Origin of the sequence: Actibacterium sp. 188UL27-1 (assembly GCF_016901225.1) — a bacterium.
GTDB lineage: Bacteria > Pseudomonadota > Alphaproteobacteria > Rhodobacterales > Rhodobacteraceae > 188UL27-1.
Genome location: NZ_JAFEUL010000012.1, coordinates 67,988 through 84,684 on the forward strand (window position 1 = coordinate 67,988; position 16,697 = coordinate 84,684).

Annotated in this window: 16 protein-coding genes; 15 read left to right on the forward strand and 1 reads right to left on the reverse strand. The window is 57.8% G+C overall.

Annotation, left to right across the window (positions count from 1 at the left end):
• Positions 1 to 219: 219 nt before the first annotated feature.
• From IU397_RS15485 to IU397_RS15555, 15 genes are all read left to right on the forward strand, one after another.
• Positions 220 to 1,077: an ExeA family protein gene (locus IU397_RS15485; RefSeq protein ID WP_204415466.1), complete on the forward strand. Its 858-nt coding sequence runs from the start codon at positions 220 to 222 to the stop codon at positions 1,075 to 1,077.
• Positions 1,074 to 2,645 carry a Wzz/FepE/Etk N-terminal domain-containing protein gene (locus IU397_RS15490; RefSeq protein ID WP_204415468.1) on the forward strand — a complete coding sequence of 524 codons (1,572 nt, stop codon included), beginning with the start codon at positions 1,074 to 1,076 and terminating at the stop codon, positions 2,643 to 2,645. Before IU397_RS15485 ends, IU397_RS15490 begins: the two co-directional genes overlap by 4 nt.
• 27 nt (positions 2,646 to 2,672) lie before the next feature.
• On the forward strand, positions 2,673 to 3,518 hold the full coding sequence (locus IU397_RS15495) for a tyrosine-protein kinase family protein (protein WP_204415470.1): 846 nt from the start codon (positions 2,673 to 2,675) through the stop codon (positions 3,516 to 3,518).
• An 18-nt stretch (positions 3,519 to 3,536) separates the two neighbouring features.
• Positions 3,537 to 4,406 carry a glycosyltransferase family 2 protein gene (locus IU397_RS15500; protein WP_204415472.1) on the forward strand — a complete coding sequence of 290 codons (870 nt, stop codon included), beginning with the start codon at positions 3,537 to 3,539 and terminating at the stop codon, positions 4,404 to 4,406.
• Positions 4,403 to 5,347, forward strand: a complete 945-nt coding sequence (locus IU397_RS15505) for a glycosyltransferase family 2 protein (RefSeq protein WP_204415474.1) — start codon at positions 4,403 to 4,405, stop codon at positions 5,345 to 5,347. The genes IU397_RS15500 and IU397_RS15505 overlap by 4 nt, the downstream gene beginning before the upstream one ends.
• Before the next feature lie 63 nt (positions 5,348 to 5,410).
• On the forward strand, positions 5,411 to 7,210 hold the full coding sequence (ade, locus tag IU397_RS15510) for an adenine deaminase (protein ID WP_204415476.1): 1,800 nt from the start codon (positions 5,411 to 5,413) through the stop codon (positions 7,208 to 7,210).
• A 30-nt stretch (positions 7,211 to 7,240) separates the two neighbouring features.
• On the forward strand, positions 7,241 to 8,722 hold the full coding sequence (locus IU397_RS15515) for an AMP nucleosidase (RefSeq protein ID WP_204415478.1): 1,482 nt from the start codon (positions 7,241 to 7,243) through the stop codon (positions 8,720 to 8,722).
• 151 nt (positions 8,723 to 8,873) lie between these two features.
• Positions 8,874 to 9,161, forward strand: coding sequence for an HU family DNA-binding protein (locus IU397_RS15520; protein WP_204415480.1), 288 nt, complete (start codon positions 8,874 to 8,876; stop codon positions 9,159 to 9,161).
• 130 nt (positions 9,162 to 9,291) lie between these two features.
• Positions 9,292 to 9,966, forward strand: coding sequence for a 1-acyl-sn-glycerol-3-phosphate acyltransferase (locus IU397_RS15525; RefSeq protein ID WP_204415482.1), 675 nt, complete (start codon positions 9,292 to 9,294; stop codon positions 9,964 to 9,966).
• A 74-nt stretch (positions 9,967 to 10,040) separates the two neighbouring features.
• Positions 10,041 to 10,916, forward strand: coding sequence for a DMT family transporter (locus IU397_RS15530; protein ID WP_204415484.1), 876 nt, complete (start codon positions 10,041 to 10,043; stop codon positions 10,914 to 10,916).
• A gap of 71 nt (positions 10,917 to 10,987) precedes the next feature.
• Positions 10,988 to 11,701: a cytochrome c biogenesis CcdA family protein gene (locus tag IU397_RS15535; protein WP_204415486.1), complete on the forward strand. Its 714-nt coding sequence runs from the start codon at positions 10,988 to 10,990 to the stop codon at positions 11,699 to 11,701.
• 18 nt (positions 11,702 to 11,719) lie between these two features.
• Positions 11,720 to 12,133: a thioredoxin family protein gene (locus tag IU397_RS15540; RefSeq protein ID WP_204415487.1), complete on the forward strand. Its 414-nt coding sequence runs from the start codon at positions 11,720 to 11,722 to the stop codon at positions 12,131 to 12,133.
• 231 nt (positions 12,134 to 12,364) lie between these two features.
• The gene (locus IU397_RS15545) at positions 12,365 to 13,345 is read left to right on the forward strand and encodes a phytanoyl-CoA dioxygenase family protein (RefSeq protein WP_204415490.1); all 981 of its coding nucleotides are present in this window, start codon (positions 12,365 to 12,367) and stop codon (positions 13,343 to 13,345) included.
• On the forward strand, positions 13,338 to 14,177 hold the full coding sequence (locus IU397_RS15550; RefSeq protein WP_204415492.1) for a bifunctional 2-polyprenyl-6-hydroxyphenol methylase/3-demethylubiquinol 3-O-methyltransferase UbiG: 840 nt from the start codon (positions 13,338 to 13,340) through the stop codon (positions 14,175 to 14,177). The genes IU397_RS15545 and IU397_RS15550 overlap by 8 nt, the downstream gene beginning before the upstream one ends.
• A gap of 56 nt (positions 14,178 to 14,233) precedes the next feature.
• Positions 14,234 to 15,133, forward strand: a complete 900-nt coding sequence (locus IU397_RS15555; protein WP_204415494.1) for a class I SAM-dependent methyltransferase — start codon at positions 14,234 to 14,236, stop codon at positions 15,131 to 15,133.
• Between the two features lie 119 nt (positions 15,134 to 15,252).
• Here IU397_RS15555 and IU397_RS15560 read toward each other — a convergent pair whose 3' ends face one another.
• Entirely contained in the window at positions 15,253 to 16,611 is a 1,359-nt protein-coding gene (locus tag IU397_RS15560; RefSeq protein ID WP_204415496.1) for an MFS transporter, read from the reverse strand.
• Positions 16,612 to 16,697 lie beyond the last annotated feature (86 nt).

Genomic DNA, 16,697 nt, shown 5'->3' on the forward strand with positions numbered 1-16,697 from the left:
GCGACCATTTGATTGGAGCGCCATATTGTTGCCAATGTCGCAACAACATCTTTCGGAATAGTTCTTGGTAGGGCGAATCTCATCGATCGCCGATTCTGCGGCAAGATAGGGGCTGGACGCTTGAGAAAAGATGCGCAACACAGCCTCGACTTCCCAAGCTGATGCATGATCCTTATGTATGCGGCTCACCTCGGTAAACGGCTCGTGTGACTCGGCAAGATGGTTGGCGCATCAGATATCTACACAGAGTATTTCGGATTGCGGGAGCGGCCCTTCACGCTGCTGCCCGATCCTGATTTCGTTTTCTGGTCCCGCGGACACCGCGCTGCCTATACCATATTAGAGTATGGTATTGTTATGCGGGCGCCCATCACGGTGCTGACCGGTGAGGTCGGTGCGGGCAAGACCACCCTCTTGCAGCACCTGCTGAACTCCATCCAAGACGATACGACCATCGGGCTGATCTCGAACGCCCAGGGCGATCGAGGTGATTTGCTGCGCTGGGTTTTGAATTCATTTGGAATCGAGACGGGCCGCGACCTTGACTATGTCGGCATGTTCCAGCTGTTGCAGGACTTCTTATTGGGGGAATACGCCGATGGTCGCCGCGTCATCATCGTGATCGATGAGGCACAGAACCTGACTGCGGAAGTGCTTGAAGAACTTCGCATGTTGACCAACATCAATACCAACAAGGATGAGTTGTTGCAGCTGGTCCTTGTCGGTCAGCCGGAATTACGGGCTAAAATCGTCCGACCGGAACTGAGCCAGTTTGCTCAGCGGGTCGTTGCAAGCTATCATCTGCTTCCGATGTCGGAAGACACGGTATCACAGTATATCAAGCATCGCCTGAAACATGCAGGCGGCAAAGGTGATGAGTTCACGAAGGAAGCTGTGGAGCTTGTCTATCAACATACCGGCGGGGTGCCCCGTCTTGTGAACAAGTTATGTGATTTTGCCATGGTATATGCCGCGATGGGGGAAGAGCGGAGTATTACCGAGACAACCGTACAACAAGTCATCAGCGATGGCGTTTTCGTCACTGCGATTACCCTCACCGAACGAGCTGCTGAATGAACCCGGAACTTCGCTACTACCTCTCCGTTTTCTTCAAACGCTTTCCGCTGTTTGTCTTTGTGACATTGTTCGTGGCCGTACCGGCGGTGATGTTTTCCTTCTTGCTGCCACCGACATATTCGGCGCAGGCCCTGCTTTTGTATGAGCGAAGCCAGTTGAACGAAGATACCGGTCGGCGTGGTGGCGGATCTTTCCGACCCGCAGAAGAATTGCAAAAGGTGCGTCAGCAGCTTTTGACCCGTCAGATCCTGATCGATATCGCCCGTGATCATAACGTGTTCGAAGGGATCCGGACCATGCCGCCGGATCAGATCGTCAGCTCCATGCGGGCCAACACCACGATCAACAACAATACCGGCCGCGACAGTGCCACCTTCATGCGCGTGCGATTTGAAGGGCGCAGTGGCACGATCGCCTCCGCGGTGGCCAACGACTATGTTACGCGGATACAAGATTTGTCAGCCCGTGCACAGCGTGATCGATCAGGTGGAACAACGGCGTTTTTCGAGCAGGAGGTAAACCGCCTCAGCAACGAACTTGCACTGAAGAGTGCTGAGATCGTGGAATTCAAAAATGAGAACCCCGAAAACCTACCGGAGCGGCTTAATTTCCAACTGAACGAGCAATCGCGGTTGCAAGAACGCGTCACTCGGTTGGAACGCGATATCGACTCGCTTCGTGATCGGCGCAACCGGATCGTATTGATCTACGAAAACTCCGGATCGGTCGAAACCACCGAGAGGCGGAGCCCCGATGAGGCGCGTTTGGCCAATCTGGAAGCTGAATTGGACGAGTTGCTGATTGTTTTGTCCCCGCAGAACCCCCGCGTGTCAGTGCTGCAAGCTCGGGTCGATCGTCAGCGTGAAAAGGTTGCGGCACAGCTCTCCGCGACCTCCATCGACGGGGAAACCGACACCGATGCCAACGCGCCCCTTGATCGTGATGCCGCGCTGTTCCAGGCCGAACTGGATGAGATCGATGCGCGCATCGCCGACAATGAGGCAGAACTGACGGCAACGCAGAAGCGTCTCATCGAATTGGATGACTCGATCACCCGGACACCTACGGTTGCGATCACGCTTGACGGTTTGGAGCGGGAGAAAGATGCAATTCAGCGACAATACGACATCGCCGAAGGCAACCTAGCCAGGGCGGCTTTGGAGGAACGCAAGATCACCGGCGCCCTGTCGGCCCGCTTTGTGGTGGTGGAAAACGCGGTTGCGCCCAATCAACCGTTCAGTCCAAACAGACCGTTCATCGCGGGTGCCGGGATCGGCGGCGGCCTAATGCTAGGCTTTGCGCTGATTGTGCTGCTTGAACTCATGAACAAATCGATCCGCCGTCCGATGGAGTTGACCAACGGCCTCGGCGTCGCGCCTATGGCCACTATCCCTTACATCATGACAGCGAATGACCGGCTCAAACGCCGCGTCTGGACCCTAGCCGTGGTGCTGACGATCTGCGTCTCGGTTCCGGCAGCCATGTATTACATCCACCTGAATTTGTATCCGCTGGATCGGGTGATCGACGCGTTTATTGAGCAGTTCCGCTCTTTGAACCTCCTCTGACGCGCGACGCGAGATCGGACGAACACGATGGAAAAACTGCAAGCGGCCCTCCAGAAAGCGCGCGAAAAGCGTGCGGAGACATTGAATGAGCCGACTCCGACGAAATCAGCCCGCCCCAAAAGTCGCCTGTTACGCAATGATAAACCGGATCTCACCACCCTTTGGGCCGATCTCGAACCCATGGATATCGACAAGACCCGGCTGCGACGCCGCAAGTTGTTAACCATAGATGCGGGACATGAAGCGACACCGTTCGACATGTTGCGCACCAAAGTGCTTCAGACCCTTGCCGCCAATGACTGGAAACGTATCGCGATCACATCGCCCTCTCCCGGTTCGGGCAAAACAACGACCAGCGCTAATTTGGCGGCATCCCTCAGCCGTCAGTCCGAACTGCGGATCATGTTGATGGATATGGATATGCGTCGCCCGGCCCTGTCGAACGCCTTTATGCAACGTGGTACCAAAAGCACGTCCGATGTTCTGGAAGGACGGGTCACCTTTGCCGATCAAGCGCTATGGATCGGCACCAATCTGGCGATATCGATGAATTTCAACGCCATGCGCGACCCGTCGGATTTGTTTCTTCGCCAACGCACATCGGAAGTGCTGGACGAGATCGAGAAAACTTACAAACCCAATGTGATGCTATTCGATATGCCACCGCTCTTGGTGAATGACGACACGTCGGCCTTCCTCAAAAACGTCGACTGCGCGATGATCGTGGTGGAAGCCGGTGTCTCGACCCTCGAACAGGTTGATATGTGCGAAAAGGAGCTTGCCGAGCAGACAAATGTCATGGGCATGGTCCTGAACAAATGCCGCTTCCATTCGGATGGTTACGGCTATTACAGCTACAACAAAAGCTACTGACGCGGGACCGGGGTTGCGATGATCCAAGCGTCCAAAATCGCAGTCATCATACCGCATTATAACGACCATGATCGCCTCCGCCGGTGCCTATCCGCTTTGGCGAAAAATGATCTGACAGCGGCAGAGGTCGTGGTGGTGGACAATGCCTCCCCCACACCCGTTGAGCCCATCACACAAGAATTTCCGCAGGTCAGACTGGTGACCGAACCGCTAAAAGGGGCCGCCGCTGCGCGCAACCGAGGCGCGGCAGAGACGACCGCGCCAACCCTGGCCTTTCTTGACGCCGATTGTGTACCTGCGCCCGACTGGTTGACCACGGCGAACGCCTTGGCCGCCGACAACACCGTTATCGGTGGACGCATCGATGTCTTTGACGAAACCCCTGCCCCTCGCAGCGGAGCCGAAGCATTTGAAACAGTCTTTGCCTTTCACCAACGCAGCTATGTGGAAGATAAGGGTTTTTCCGTCACCGCCAATCTGGTCACAACCCGCAGTGTGTTTGACCGGACCGGCCCCCTGATTGTCGGCGTGTCCGAAGATTTGGAATGGTGTCAGCGCGCCACGGCAAAAGGGGCAAGGTTGGTCTATGCCGACACACTGAAAGTCTCTCACCCGACGCGGATCGACTGGCCTGCGTTGCGCAAGAAATGGCTGCGCACCACGCAAGAAGCGTTTCAGTTGCAACCGGCCAACGCAGCCGGTCGGCTGAAATGGGTTCTGCGCGCAGCCGCAATGCCGCTGAGCATCGCGGCCCATACACCGAAAGTGCTGCGCCATCCCGCTTTGCGGGGCGCCACAGAACGCCGCGCGGCCCTGGCCACGCTTGCCCGTTTACGACTGACCCGCGCGGCCTGGATGTTGCGCCAATCCCTGGGAATACCGCTGTGACCGAACCCAAACCCGACCTTACCGTGATCGTGATCAGCTACAACACCCGGGAGCTGACACTGGCCGCGCTGCGCACGCTTTACGAAACCACCCGGAAGACGAATTTTAAAACTGTTGTACTGGACAATGCATCCCATGATGGCTCCGCCGATGCCGTGGCGGAGCATTTTCCGCAAGTTGAACTGATCCGGTCGAACGAAAATCTGGGCTTTGCCAAGGCAAATAACGTGGTGGCCGCCGATGCGACCACCGAATGGCTGCTCTTGCTGAACCCAGATACGGAATGCCACGAAGGTGCCGTGGACAACCTGATGGCCTTTGCCAAGGCAAACCCGCAGGCAGGTATCTACGGGGGGCGTACCGTCTTTCCCGATGGCTCCCTGAATATCGCGTCGTGTTGGCAAAAGATCACCGTCTGGTCGAACTTCGCCAAAGCCATCGGGCTCGCTGCAATGTTTAAGGGATCGGAATTCTTTAACCCCGAAGGTATGGGCGACTGGAAGCGAGATACCGTGCGTGAGGTTGACATCGTTGTGGGATGTTTCCTGCTGATACCCCGCGCCCTGTGGGATGATCTTGGCGGGTTTGACCTGAAATATTTTATGTACGGGGAGGAAGCTGATCTGTGCCTGCGCGCCAAAGCAAAGGGCTACAGCCCCATGATCACGCCCGATGCAGAGATCATGCATATCTTTGGCGCCGCCGAGTCGGTCAACGGTGAGAAGGCAACACGGGTGGCCAAGGCCCGCACCACCCTGATCCGCGACCATTGCAAACCTTTCGCTGCACCGTTCGGAGTGTTCACCATGTGGCTGTGGTCCGCGATCCGCCATTACGGGCTGTCCACAGCTGCACGACTGAACCCGGGCAAGTTCGCACATCGGGCCGAGCAATGGGGCGTCGTCTGGGCCAAGCGCCGCGATTGGCTGAAAGGATACTAGAGTATTTTTGCCAACACTGCCTGACCGTCTTGCGCACCGCGTCCATTGGCATGACAATAGGACATGACGCAGACCATTCCCACATGGCAGGATACCGCCGCCCGATTGATCGCGGTGGCGCGGGGCGCTGAGGCCGCCGATACTGTGATCAAAGGTGGCATTTGGGTGAACGTTCACACGCGTGAAATGCTGCCAGATCATGACATCGCAATAGCTGCCGGTCGCTTTGCCTATTGCGGGCCAGAGGCCAGCCATTGCATCGGCCCCAACACCCAGGTGATTGAGGCGCGGGACCGCTACATGATCCCCGGCCTGTGCGATGGGCACATGCATATCGAAAGCGGGATGTTGACCCCTGCCGAGTTTGCCCGCGCCGTCATCCCCCATGGGACGACCACCATGTTCACGGACCCGCATGAAATTGCCAACGTTCTGGGCCTGTCGGGGGTTCGGCTGATGCATGAGGAGGCAGCGCTCCAGCCCATCAACATCTACACCCAGATGCCGTCCTGCGCCCCGTCTGCCCCAGGGCTTGAAACGACAGGCCACGAGATCACGCCAGAGGATGTGGCAGAGGCGATGACATGGCCGGGCATCATCGGGTTGGGCGAAATGATGAACTTTCCCGGTGTGATCCATGGTGACGCCAAGATGCTGGCTGAGATTGCCGCAACCCAGGCTGCCGGTAAAGCCGTTGGCGGGCATTATGCCTCCCCCGATCTGGGCCCTGCCTTTCACGCCTATGCAGCAGGCGGACCAGCCGATGACCATGAAGGCACGTGCGAAGCGGATGCCATCGCCCGGATGCGTCAAGGGATGCGCGCCATGATCCGGCTGGGCAGTGCGTGGTACGATGTTGAAAGTCAGATCACGGCGGTCACAGAACGCGGCCTTGATCCACGCGGGATGATCTTATGTACGGATGACTGCCATTCCGGCACCTTGGTGAATGACGGTCACATGAACCGCGTCCTGCGCCATGCCATCGACTGTGGCTGCGATCCGCTGGTAGCCCTTCAAATGGCCACGATCAACACCGCCACCCATTTCGGGTTGGAGCGGGAGATTGGCAGCATCGCCCCGGGGCGCCGCGCAGATTTGATCCTCACATCGGACTTGCGCAGATTGCCTATTGAGCATGTCATCGCACGCGGCCAGACCGTGGCCCAAGACGGCGGTATCACTGTCGATTGTCCACATCTTGATTGGCCTGGGACGGCGCGCCAGACTATGAACATGGCGCGCGATGTGACGGTCGATGATTTCCGGATCGCGGCACCCAAGGGCTGCAGTCATATTGAGGCACAGGTGATCGGTGTTGTCGAAAATCAGGCGCCGACCCAAGCGCTAAAGGCGACAATTCCGGTTATGGATGGCAACCTGACCCCGGACAGGGATATCGCACATATTGCCCTGGTCGAACGGCATAAAGCCACGGGTCAGGTCACAAACGCTCTGGTCCAAGGGTTTGGTTACACGACCCAGATGGCACTTGCATCCACCGTAGCCCATGACAGTCACCATATGATCGTGGTCGGCACGTCCCCCGCCGACATGGCCCGCGCGGCCAATCGGTTGGCCGAAATCGGTGGCGGCATCACGCTTTGGCAGGACGGCGCAGAACAGGCGCTGATAGAGTTGCCTATCGCGGGCCTGATGTCCGACAGCCCCGCCACCGAGGTCGCCGCCAAGGCCGACCAGCTGGGAAATGCGATGCGCGCCGCGGGCTGCACCCTAAACAACGCCATAATGCAGCATTCCCTCTTGGCACTGGTTGTCATTCCAGAGTTGCGGATCTCTGATTTGGGTCTGGTCGATGTCACGAAATTTGCACTCACTGATCTTTTGGTGTCAGAAACCTGATTGCATGTCCGCCAGAAAAGGAGCTTTGCCATGACCGCCCCTCCCATCGCTCCGATCCTGACACCGCCTGATCAGGAAGCCGCGACCTTCACTGATGCAGCTCAGGCGGTTGATTATCTGGCAAAGCTCTATGCCACGGCGACAACCTTCCTGCGCAAAGCATTCTCTGAAACCGCCAGTGGAGAGCGTCCGGACCACCGATACCGAGCCTATTACCCAGAGATCCGACTGAAAACGACAAGCTTTGCCCGTGTCGATAGCCGTCTGAGCTATGGCCACGTGGCGGCTCCGGGCACCTACAGCACCACAATCACGCAGCCAGAACTGTTCCGGAACTACCTGAACCAGCAAATCGCGTTGTTGATCGAAAATCACGGCCAGCCGGTGGTGATTGGCCCGTCAGAAACGCCCATCCCCGTGCATTTCGCCGTGTCTGATGACAGTTCGATCACCGTGCCGCATGAGGGGGTCATGTCGTTCCCCTTGCGCGATATCTTTGATGTGCCGGACCTTGCGACAACGAATGATGACATCGTCAACAATTCGGCCTTTGCGCATGAGGACGGTTCCAACCCCTTGGCCCCGTTCACCGCGCAACGCATTGATTATTCCCTCGCGCGGCTCAGCCATTACACGGCGACACGGCCAAACTACTTCCAAAATCATGTGTTGTTCACAAACTATCAATTCTATGTCGAGGAGTTCGAGGCCTATGCCCGCAAAGCCCTTGCCGACCCTGCCAGCGGCTATGTCGCCTTTGTTGGTCCCGGCAACCAGATCATCCGTGACCCTGCCGGCGTAATGGAAACCCCGGCAAAGCTGCCGCAGATGCCAAGCTATCACCTGATCCAGGAGAACGGCGATGGGGTTACACTGGTGAATATCGGGGTCGGGCCATCGAATGCAAAAACCGCGACAGATCACATCGCCGTACTGCGCCCGCATGCCTGGCTGATGGTCGGGCACTGTGCGGGCTTGCGCAATTCGCAAAGCCTCGGTGATTTCGTCCTGGCCCATGCCTATCTGCGCGAAGACCACGTGCTGGATGATGACCTGCCCGTTTGGGTGCCGATCCCTGCCCTGGCTGAAGTGCAGATCGCGCTGGAACAGGCCGTGGCCGAGGTGACCCAGCTAAAGGGGTTCGAACTGAAAAGCATTATGCGCACCGGAACCGTCGCCACCATCGACAACCGAAATTGGGAGTTGCGGGACCAATCGGGCCCGGTGCAACGGCTCAGCCAATCTCGCGCTGTCGCACTGGACATGGAGAGTGCCACCATAGCGGCCAACGGCTTTCGCTTCCGGGTGCCCTATGGCACGTTGCTATGCGTTTCAGACAAGCCGTTGCATGGCGAATTGAAGCTGCCTGGCATGGCTTCGGATTTCTACCGCACACAGGTTTCGCGCCATTTGCTGATCGGAATCCGAGCCATGGAAGCCCTGCGTGGCATGCCATTGGAGCGTCTTCACAGCAGAAAACTGCGCAGTTTCGACGAAACGGCCTTCCTTTAGGGCCAAAAAACGACCCGACGCCACGGAAACTTAGCCAAAACCCCTTGATTTGCTGGGGTTCCCGCCACAAAACGTTGTGGCCGCACCCTACATGGCGTAGCATCACACGAATAAGCCCCAACAAAGGGTCAAGAACGAGGAGACCATAACAATGGCCAAACCAATGACCAAGACACAGCTTGTGGCCGCGCTTGCCGACGAAATGGGTTCGGACAAGAAAAGTGCAACCACAGCCTTGGATGCGATCACAGGGATCATCACCAAAGAGGTTGCCGATGGCGGCGCCGTTACCCTGCCCGGCGTTGGCAAGATCTATTGCCGCGAGCGGCCCGAGCGCATGGTGCGCAACCCGGCCACCGGTGAGCAGATCAAGAAAGACGCCGACAAGGTCGTCAAGATGACCATCGCCAAGGCGTTGAAAGACAGCGTCAACGGCTGATCCGGTCAGACAGTTTCACGGAAGACGGGCTGCTTTAGGGCGGCCCTTTTTCATTTTGAAGGGCCGGAAAACCGGTAAGGCAACAGAAAACACAAACGGCTATATCACGGGGATGTTCTGAGGTTTTGGTATGAAACGGTTCATTGACGCCACATTGGGCAGATGGTTTCGGCACTTCATGTTCGTGCTTGTACGGACGTATTATGCGTTATTCTACAATGTCAGTTGCACCAACAAACACTTGCTGCAAGACCAGCCGGGCACCCTGATCCTGGCCACCCATGTCAGCCGACATGATGGCCCACTGATCTCGGCTATCCTGTATTCGACCATGCGGATCAGGCCGACCGTGCATTACGACGAATATTACAGCTGGTTTCAGTGGTTCCCGCTCTACGTCGCCTCGGCGATCCCGATGAGCTCTCCCAAAACCTGGTCCGAGGAACGACGCATCGCACGAAAGGCATTCACCCTTGGGGTCATTCACAAGGTTTTGGCCAACGGCAACTCTATCCTGCTGTTCCCAGCGGGCCGGGTGCGCCGACAGGAAAAGGAAATTGTTGAGCCGTATCTGTCCGGTGTCCATGACATCCTGCGCGCGAAACCGGACATACCGGTTGTGCTGCTAAAGCTCGATGGGCTGGGGAAGTATCAATTCGCCAAACATGACAGCTTTTGGAGCTTTCTTGGGATCAGGAAGGGCCGCAGGCATATCAGCGTTGATATCCAACCCCTCACCGACCTTGACCCGGCAATGGCATTGCCGGCGTTCAACAAAAAAATCGAAGATCTTCTGAACGCGTAGCCCAATCTGCTGCGGGTGGTTCAGGTTCCTGGTCCGATACGTTAAGCGGGTCGAGCCGACATCGGGGGGACCAATTGGACATTCGTGCGATCTTGATGGGCCTCGCCTTTGCGATGATGTGGTCATCGGCCTTTACCTCCGCACGCATCATCGTCGCCGCCGCGCCGCCGATCAGCGCCTTGTCATTGCGGTTCCTGATTTCGGGCCTCATCGCCATCGCTATAGCTCGGTTCCTGGGCCAAACTTGGCGACTGACAGCGCTACAATGGCGCGCAACGATCGTCTTTGGCATCTGTCAGAACGCACTTTACCTGGGCCTCAACTTCTATGCGATGCAGACGGTGGAGGCGTCCCTCGCAGCCATCATCGCGTCAACCATGCCGCTTCTGGTGGCGTTGCTGGGATGGATGATCTTCCAAGATCGATTGAACAGCCTGTCGGTTATGGGCTTGTTGCTTGGCTTTGCGGGTGTCGCCGTGATCATGGGCAACCGTTTACAAGTCTCGGGCGGGGTCGATTTGACCGGTGTTGCGCTGTGTGTCATCGGCGCTGCGGCATTGGCCCTTGCGACCCTGGCCGTCCGCGGCGCGATAGCAGGCGGCAACATGTTGATGGTGGTGGGCCTGCAAATGATGGTGGGGGCTGCAGCCTTGTCTCTGATCGCCGTCACAACCGAAAGCTGGTATGTTAGTTGGTCAATCGAACTGATCATGGCCTTCGCCTATACCACAATTGTACCTGGCCTTCTTGCCACGCTTGTCTGGTTCTGGCTGGTGGATCGGATCGGCGCCGTTCGCGCCGCGACATTTCATTTCCTAAACCCGTTCTTTGGTGTTGCCGTGGCTGCTCTGCTGCTGTCGGAGCAGATTGGTCTTTATGATTTGATTGGCGTCACGGTCATCATGGTGGGCATCCTTGCCGTGCAGTTGGCAAAGACACGAGGCCCCTGACCACGCGGTTGTTATCAGGTGTCATCACTTAGAGGGATGACACCTGGCCATCGGTAGGGCACATCCCGGTCATGGACCTAATACTCGGATACGGCGCGGGCCTATTGACCCTAATCAACCCGTGCGTATTGCCGGTATTGCCCATCGTGCTGGCCGGCGCGTTGCAGGCAAGTCGTTGGGGTCCCGTCGCCTTGGCCGCTGGAATGAGCCTGGCCTTTGTCACCCTTGGGCTGGGCGTTGCGACCCTAGGCCAATCCCTTGGCGTAGACCAAGATACAGTAGCACAGGTCGCAGCCATTTTCATGGTAGGTTTTGGGCTGGTTCTACTGGTGCCGCAATTCTCGGCCCGCTTTGCCACGGCAACGGCTGGCATGGCAGCCAGCGCCGATAGCCAGATGGACAAGGTCGACGCGACCGGCCTACGCGGTCAGTTCCTGGGCGGCATGCTGCTGGGCGCTGTCTGGAGCCCTTGCGTCGGCCCCACCCTTGGCGCAGCCATCTCTCTCGCGTTTCAAGGGGAAAGCCTTTTCTGGGCCGGATCGATCATGATGACCTTTGCTCTTGGGGTATCCACCGTGATCCTGGCATTGGGCTATGGTGCCCGCTCAGCCTTACAACGGCGCAAGGCCTGGATGCAAAGCATTGCCATGCGCGCCCGCCCGATCCTTGGCATTGTTTTCGTCTTGGTCGGCCTTGGCATCTTGTTCGGCATCCATAAATTTTTGGAGATCTGGGCGCTCGACCTGCTGCCCATCTGGCTCCAGGACCTATCTGTCGCGTTATAAACTATCAGGAGACTACCCATGAAACGCCGCCATTTCATCGCTCTTTCGTCCGCAGCGCTTGTTGTCCCAGCGCTGGCACGCGCCACCCCAGCGTTGGACTACACACCAGGTTTGGCGGATCAGCGGTTAAAAGCCGGAGAAACCGTGTTCCTCGATTTCAAAGCGGAATGGTGCACGACCTGCCGGGCCCAAGAGCGTGTAATCGGCGCACTTTTGGCGGAAAACCCCGCTTACGGGCAAGCCATCACCTTTATTAACATCGATTGGGACGACCATAAACGCGATCCACTCACAAAACGCCTGGCCATACCTCGGCGATCCACATTGGTGGTTTTGAAAGGCGACCAGGAGCTTGGCCGCATCGTGGCCGGCACGCGCAAAGACGACATCAAAGCTCTGCTGGACACGGCATTGCAGGCCGCCGCTGTCTGACCACTCACTGTGACACGATGCACGGGACCACTCGCAGCGGCCATGGCATGAAGGTTCGGATGTGAACGTTGATCTCAACATCATATTCACCTGACCATGGCCAATGGACCTGGATATCGCAGGCGCGCTGATAGGCCGGTCGTTGAGCATCGCAGAGAATATTAACGCCACCGCATTGCACAGACACAGCGTCGCGTTACCTCCTGCATTCAGATGCGTCAGAGGTGCACTATGAACGAAGCGGTCCGTGACCCCGATACAGATGTCAGTCAACCCTGGGACAAGGATAACCAAGCGTGGTGGGACTGGTATGTCAGCCTTGCCGATAACGAGGATGAGATCACCACATTTGAGGCCGTCGCACCGCTGCCCGACCTTCCACTACCCTCTGACGAGGCGGTTATTGCGGAACTGGCCGCGCCCTATGAATTGACCGACGCGGATGTCGCGTTCTTTCACGACAACGGTTTCATCAAGCTCAAGCGCGTGTTTTCACCCGGCGCAGTGTTAAAACTCCGGGCAGAATTGATCCGCTTGCTCAAGGCGGAGTTCGGCGCCGATCCCGATAGCGGCGTACAAGACCGCTTTTTAAGCCTTGAGATGATCTGGCCCGATAATCCGCTTCTGCGCGCTTACGTGCTTTCACCCCGTGTTGCGCAGATCTGTGCGGATCTGCTGGAGGTTCCAGCGGTGCGTCTTTACCATGACAATGTACTATCTAAGCAGCCAGGATGCGGGCGCACGCCGTGGCATTTTGACGATCACCATTTCCCGTTGGATACCAATGACGTCGTCACGGCCTGGGCACCTGCACAGCCGATCCCACTGGCAATGGGGCCGCTCGCCTTTGCCTATCCGCGCAGCATCTGGGAATTGGTCGATAACGTGGCGTTCGAGAAGTCATCGACCAGCTATGACAAGAATGTTGCCAAGCTCTTTGCCAGCCACCAGGTGGCTGTCGACGAAACGCCGTTCGAGATGGGAGAGGTCAGCTTTCACCACAACCTCAACTTCCATACCGCAGCCCGCAATCGAACCGATCGCAGCCGGATCGTCCTGGCCAATACCTATTATGTCGATGGCGCGCGGGTCGTGGACTCGCCCACGATGGTATCCGGCGACTGGCAAAAATTCATGCCGGGGGTTGGACCAGGTGATATAGCGGCGAGCCCACTTAACCCGATCTGCTGGCCGGTGACGACGGATGAGTGAAATCTTAACGCGAAGTTCCGCCCATTGGTCCGAAGCCGGGCGCAAGGGTATGGAAGCGTTTTATCATCTTGCCACCGACGACTACCGCCATCTTGCGCTTGCGCGAAATTGGGTGGACTTTTTCGAAGCGGCCCAGGCAAAGGTCGGTGACCGCAGCTTGCGCCTTTTGGATGTCGCCTGTGGATCCGGCAAATTCCCAAGCGCGCTTGCGCAACATGGTAACCTTCAGACCGCCAAGATCGCGCCGATAGAGACCGCGCTACTGGACCCGTCCGCCTTTTCCATCGCAGAGGCGCGCGCGGCTCTGCCTGCTCCGTTTCAGTGCCACGGGGAATACGAGACAACCCTGCAAGCGTTTGATCCACCAACTGGTGGATTTGATATCGTATGGGCCACCCACGCGCTTTACGCGATCCCCCGTAGCGAGTTGGCGCCGGCCCTGGCCCAGTTCCGGGCGGCAATAGCCCCCGGCGGCCACGGGATCATCGCCCATTCGGCAGAGGCTGGTCATTACATTTCGTTCCATGGTCATTACTTATCCGCCTTTGATACACCCGGCGTGGAACAATATGTCCCGGCAGAGTTGATTGCCGATACGCTTCGCCGCACGGGTGCGGACGTGTCAGTGGAAGAAGTCATCTACGACAGTGTGGCCGATGGCGATGCGACAGAGGCAGTCGAAGGCTATCTGCGCCGCTGTGTCTTTGACGACACGATCAGCCTGATCCAGATGCAGAAGACCGAACCACTCGCCAGCTACCTTGCACACAGCCGTGATGCAGCTGGTTGGCGCTTTGGACAACGCGTCTGGTTACTGACCATCACCGGCTGACAAAACACCCCTCCCTTTATAAAAAACGGCCCGCTCTCGGGCCGGGAAAGCATCCTATGCATAATCTCTGCCCGCTGCGGACAGACTGGACCGAAATCGTAAGCCATGGAGACGCCCCTGACGCGACCGCGTTGCGGTCGCATCTGCGGGCCGTGCATCGCGAAAATGCCGGCTTTACCGAGCGTTGCGCCATGCGCTGCCGCGATACGGACGGGCGCACAAGCTATGATTGGCTCATCGACGCTGTTGATGGCTCACAACACCGCAAGATCCTGGATCTCGCATGCGGCTCCGGCCCGCTTCTGGAGCTTTGTCACCAACGGTTTCCGGCGGAGGTCGATCTGGTCGGCGTGGACATGGCACCCGAGGAACTGGCCCTGGCAAAGGCCAGGCTGCCTGTGGGTCGCGCCCGCCTGATCGAGGCGCAGGCCCAATCGATGGCCTGCCTTTCGGACAACTCGGTCGACATTGTGTTGTGCCATTGGGCGCTGACGCTGATGGATCCAGTCGCGCCGGTTTTGGCCGAAAGCGCACGCATCCTTGCCCCTGGGGGCCGCTTTGCAGCGATTGTTGATGGTGACATGGACATGGCACGCGGATACCGGAACGTCCATGACTTGATCTATGGATATGTTCAGGTCGAGTTGCCGCAATACGGCGCATTCGATTTGGGCGATCCTCGCGTGCGTGACACGGACAGCTTGGCAGACCTCACGCGCAGGGCCTTTCCCACCGCGTCCGTTGAGGTGCATCCGAATGTCGTGACCATGCGCGGATCAGCGGAAACGATCGCCGAAGAGGCAGCCGGTTTCTTTTACGCAGCTTTCGTTTTGCCGCCGGATCGCCGCGCCGCGATGCTCACCGACCTAGCCGCGTATCTTTGCGCAAACATGGATCAAGGCGAGCAGGCCAGTTTCGCAATGCCAATCAACCGGCTGGTTGTCACCTTGCCATAGTCGTTGTGCCAACCACAGGGATCGGGCAGTCGGAAGGGAGGTCTCCCTATCAATGCGTCCAACGCATTCCATGACAGATCTAGCTTAAATTCTAAGCGCGGCTTTCTACACAGCCCGTGTCACGATGGCCAAATGGGATGGTGATCGTCGATAATGTAGATATGGGAATGGCGCAGCGGGCCATGGCTATGACGCACGGGCTTTAACGCGCCACTTAATGTCGGATCATGGTGATCCGGATCACCATGGGCATGTTCATGCTCAATTTGGGGGTGTTCATGCTCGATCTCACGCGGATCCCCTGCCGGCCAGATTGCCAGGGCCACCAGACCGGCCCCGGCGGCAATGACTGCAAAAACAGCAAAGGTTTGGTCTAAACCAAGCGCCACCCCAAGATATCCCGCCATTGGGTATGTCATCAGCCAGCATCCATGGGACAACGTGAACTGCGCTGCAAATACCGATGAACGGTCCGTGTCGTGGCAGGATTGGGTGATCAGCAAACCGCTTGGCGTTTGGATCATAGACGCCCCGGCTCCTAGAACCGACCAGATGATCAAACCTGCTCCAAACCCTGGCCCGAATGCTGCGCTGACAAGACCCACTGTCAGGATCGCGCCACCTGTCAAAACCACCGGGCGGACCGCGACCCGGCGCAACATCGCGGGCATCAGCAACGCAACCGCCATGGATCCGACGCCGTAGGCCGCGAAATAAACCGCCACCATGGCGTCCCCCAATCCCAACTCTCCTTTCACCCGTGGCACGGTGTTGACGATCACAATCGCAGTGGCCGCTGCAACCGATACATAAAGGGCCAACAAGCCGCGCAGTCGCGGGGTCGACAGGTACACCCATGCACCGCGGGTCAGTCGCTTGCGAAAGGGCAGCGGCATTGTGTCTGGCAGCAACGCAGGCAAAACGACCGAGGCAACGAGCAGACCAGAGGCCAAAAACCCGATGGACGTACCAGCGAACAGAAAGTGAAAGCTGACGACGGTCAGCAGCAAACCCGTCAGCAGCGGGCTCACGAGCGATTCCAGATCATAGGCCAGACGTGAATAGGACAGCGCCCGTGTGTAGTCTTCTTCCTTGGTCAGGATGTCCGGGATTACTGCCTGAAATGTCGGGGTAAATGCCGCAGACAGCGCCTGAAACGCAAAGACCAAAATGTAGATCTGCCAGATTTCGGTAACGAACGGCAAAAAGAGGACCAACACCGCCCGGGACAGGTCCAGACCGATCAGAAACGCCCGACGAGGCAGGCGCGCGGCCAAGGCAGACGCCACCGGCGCAACTCCGACATAGGCGATCATCTTAAGGGTAAGAGCCGTGCCCAAGACAGCGCCAGCATTGGGCCCAGCCAGATCGAAGGCAAGCAATCCCAGCGCCATGGTCGTCAACCCGGACCCCAGTAAAGACAGGACCTGGGCCAGAAAAAGCCGACGATAGATCCCGTTTGAAAAAGCTCCTGCCATGCGGCTTAGTCTAGGGATTCGTAATGGCAGATCAACGGGTCGGCACGCGGCGTGGCGCCGACGTTCATACGCCGTTCGGACAGGAA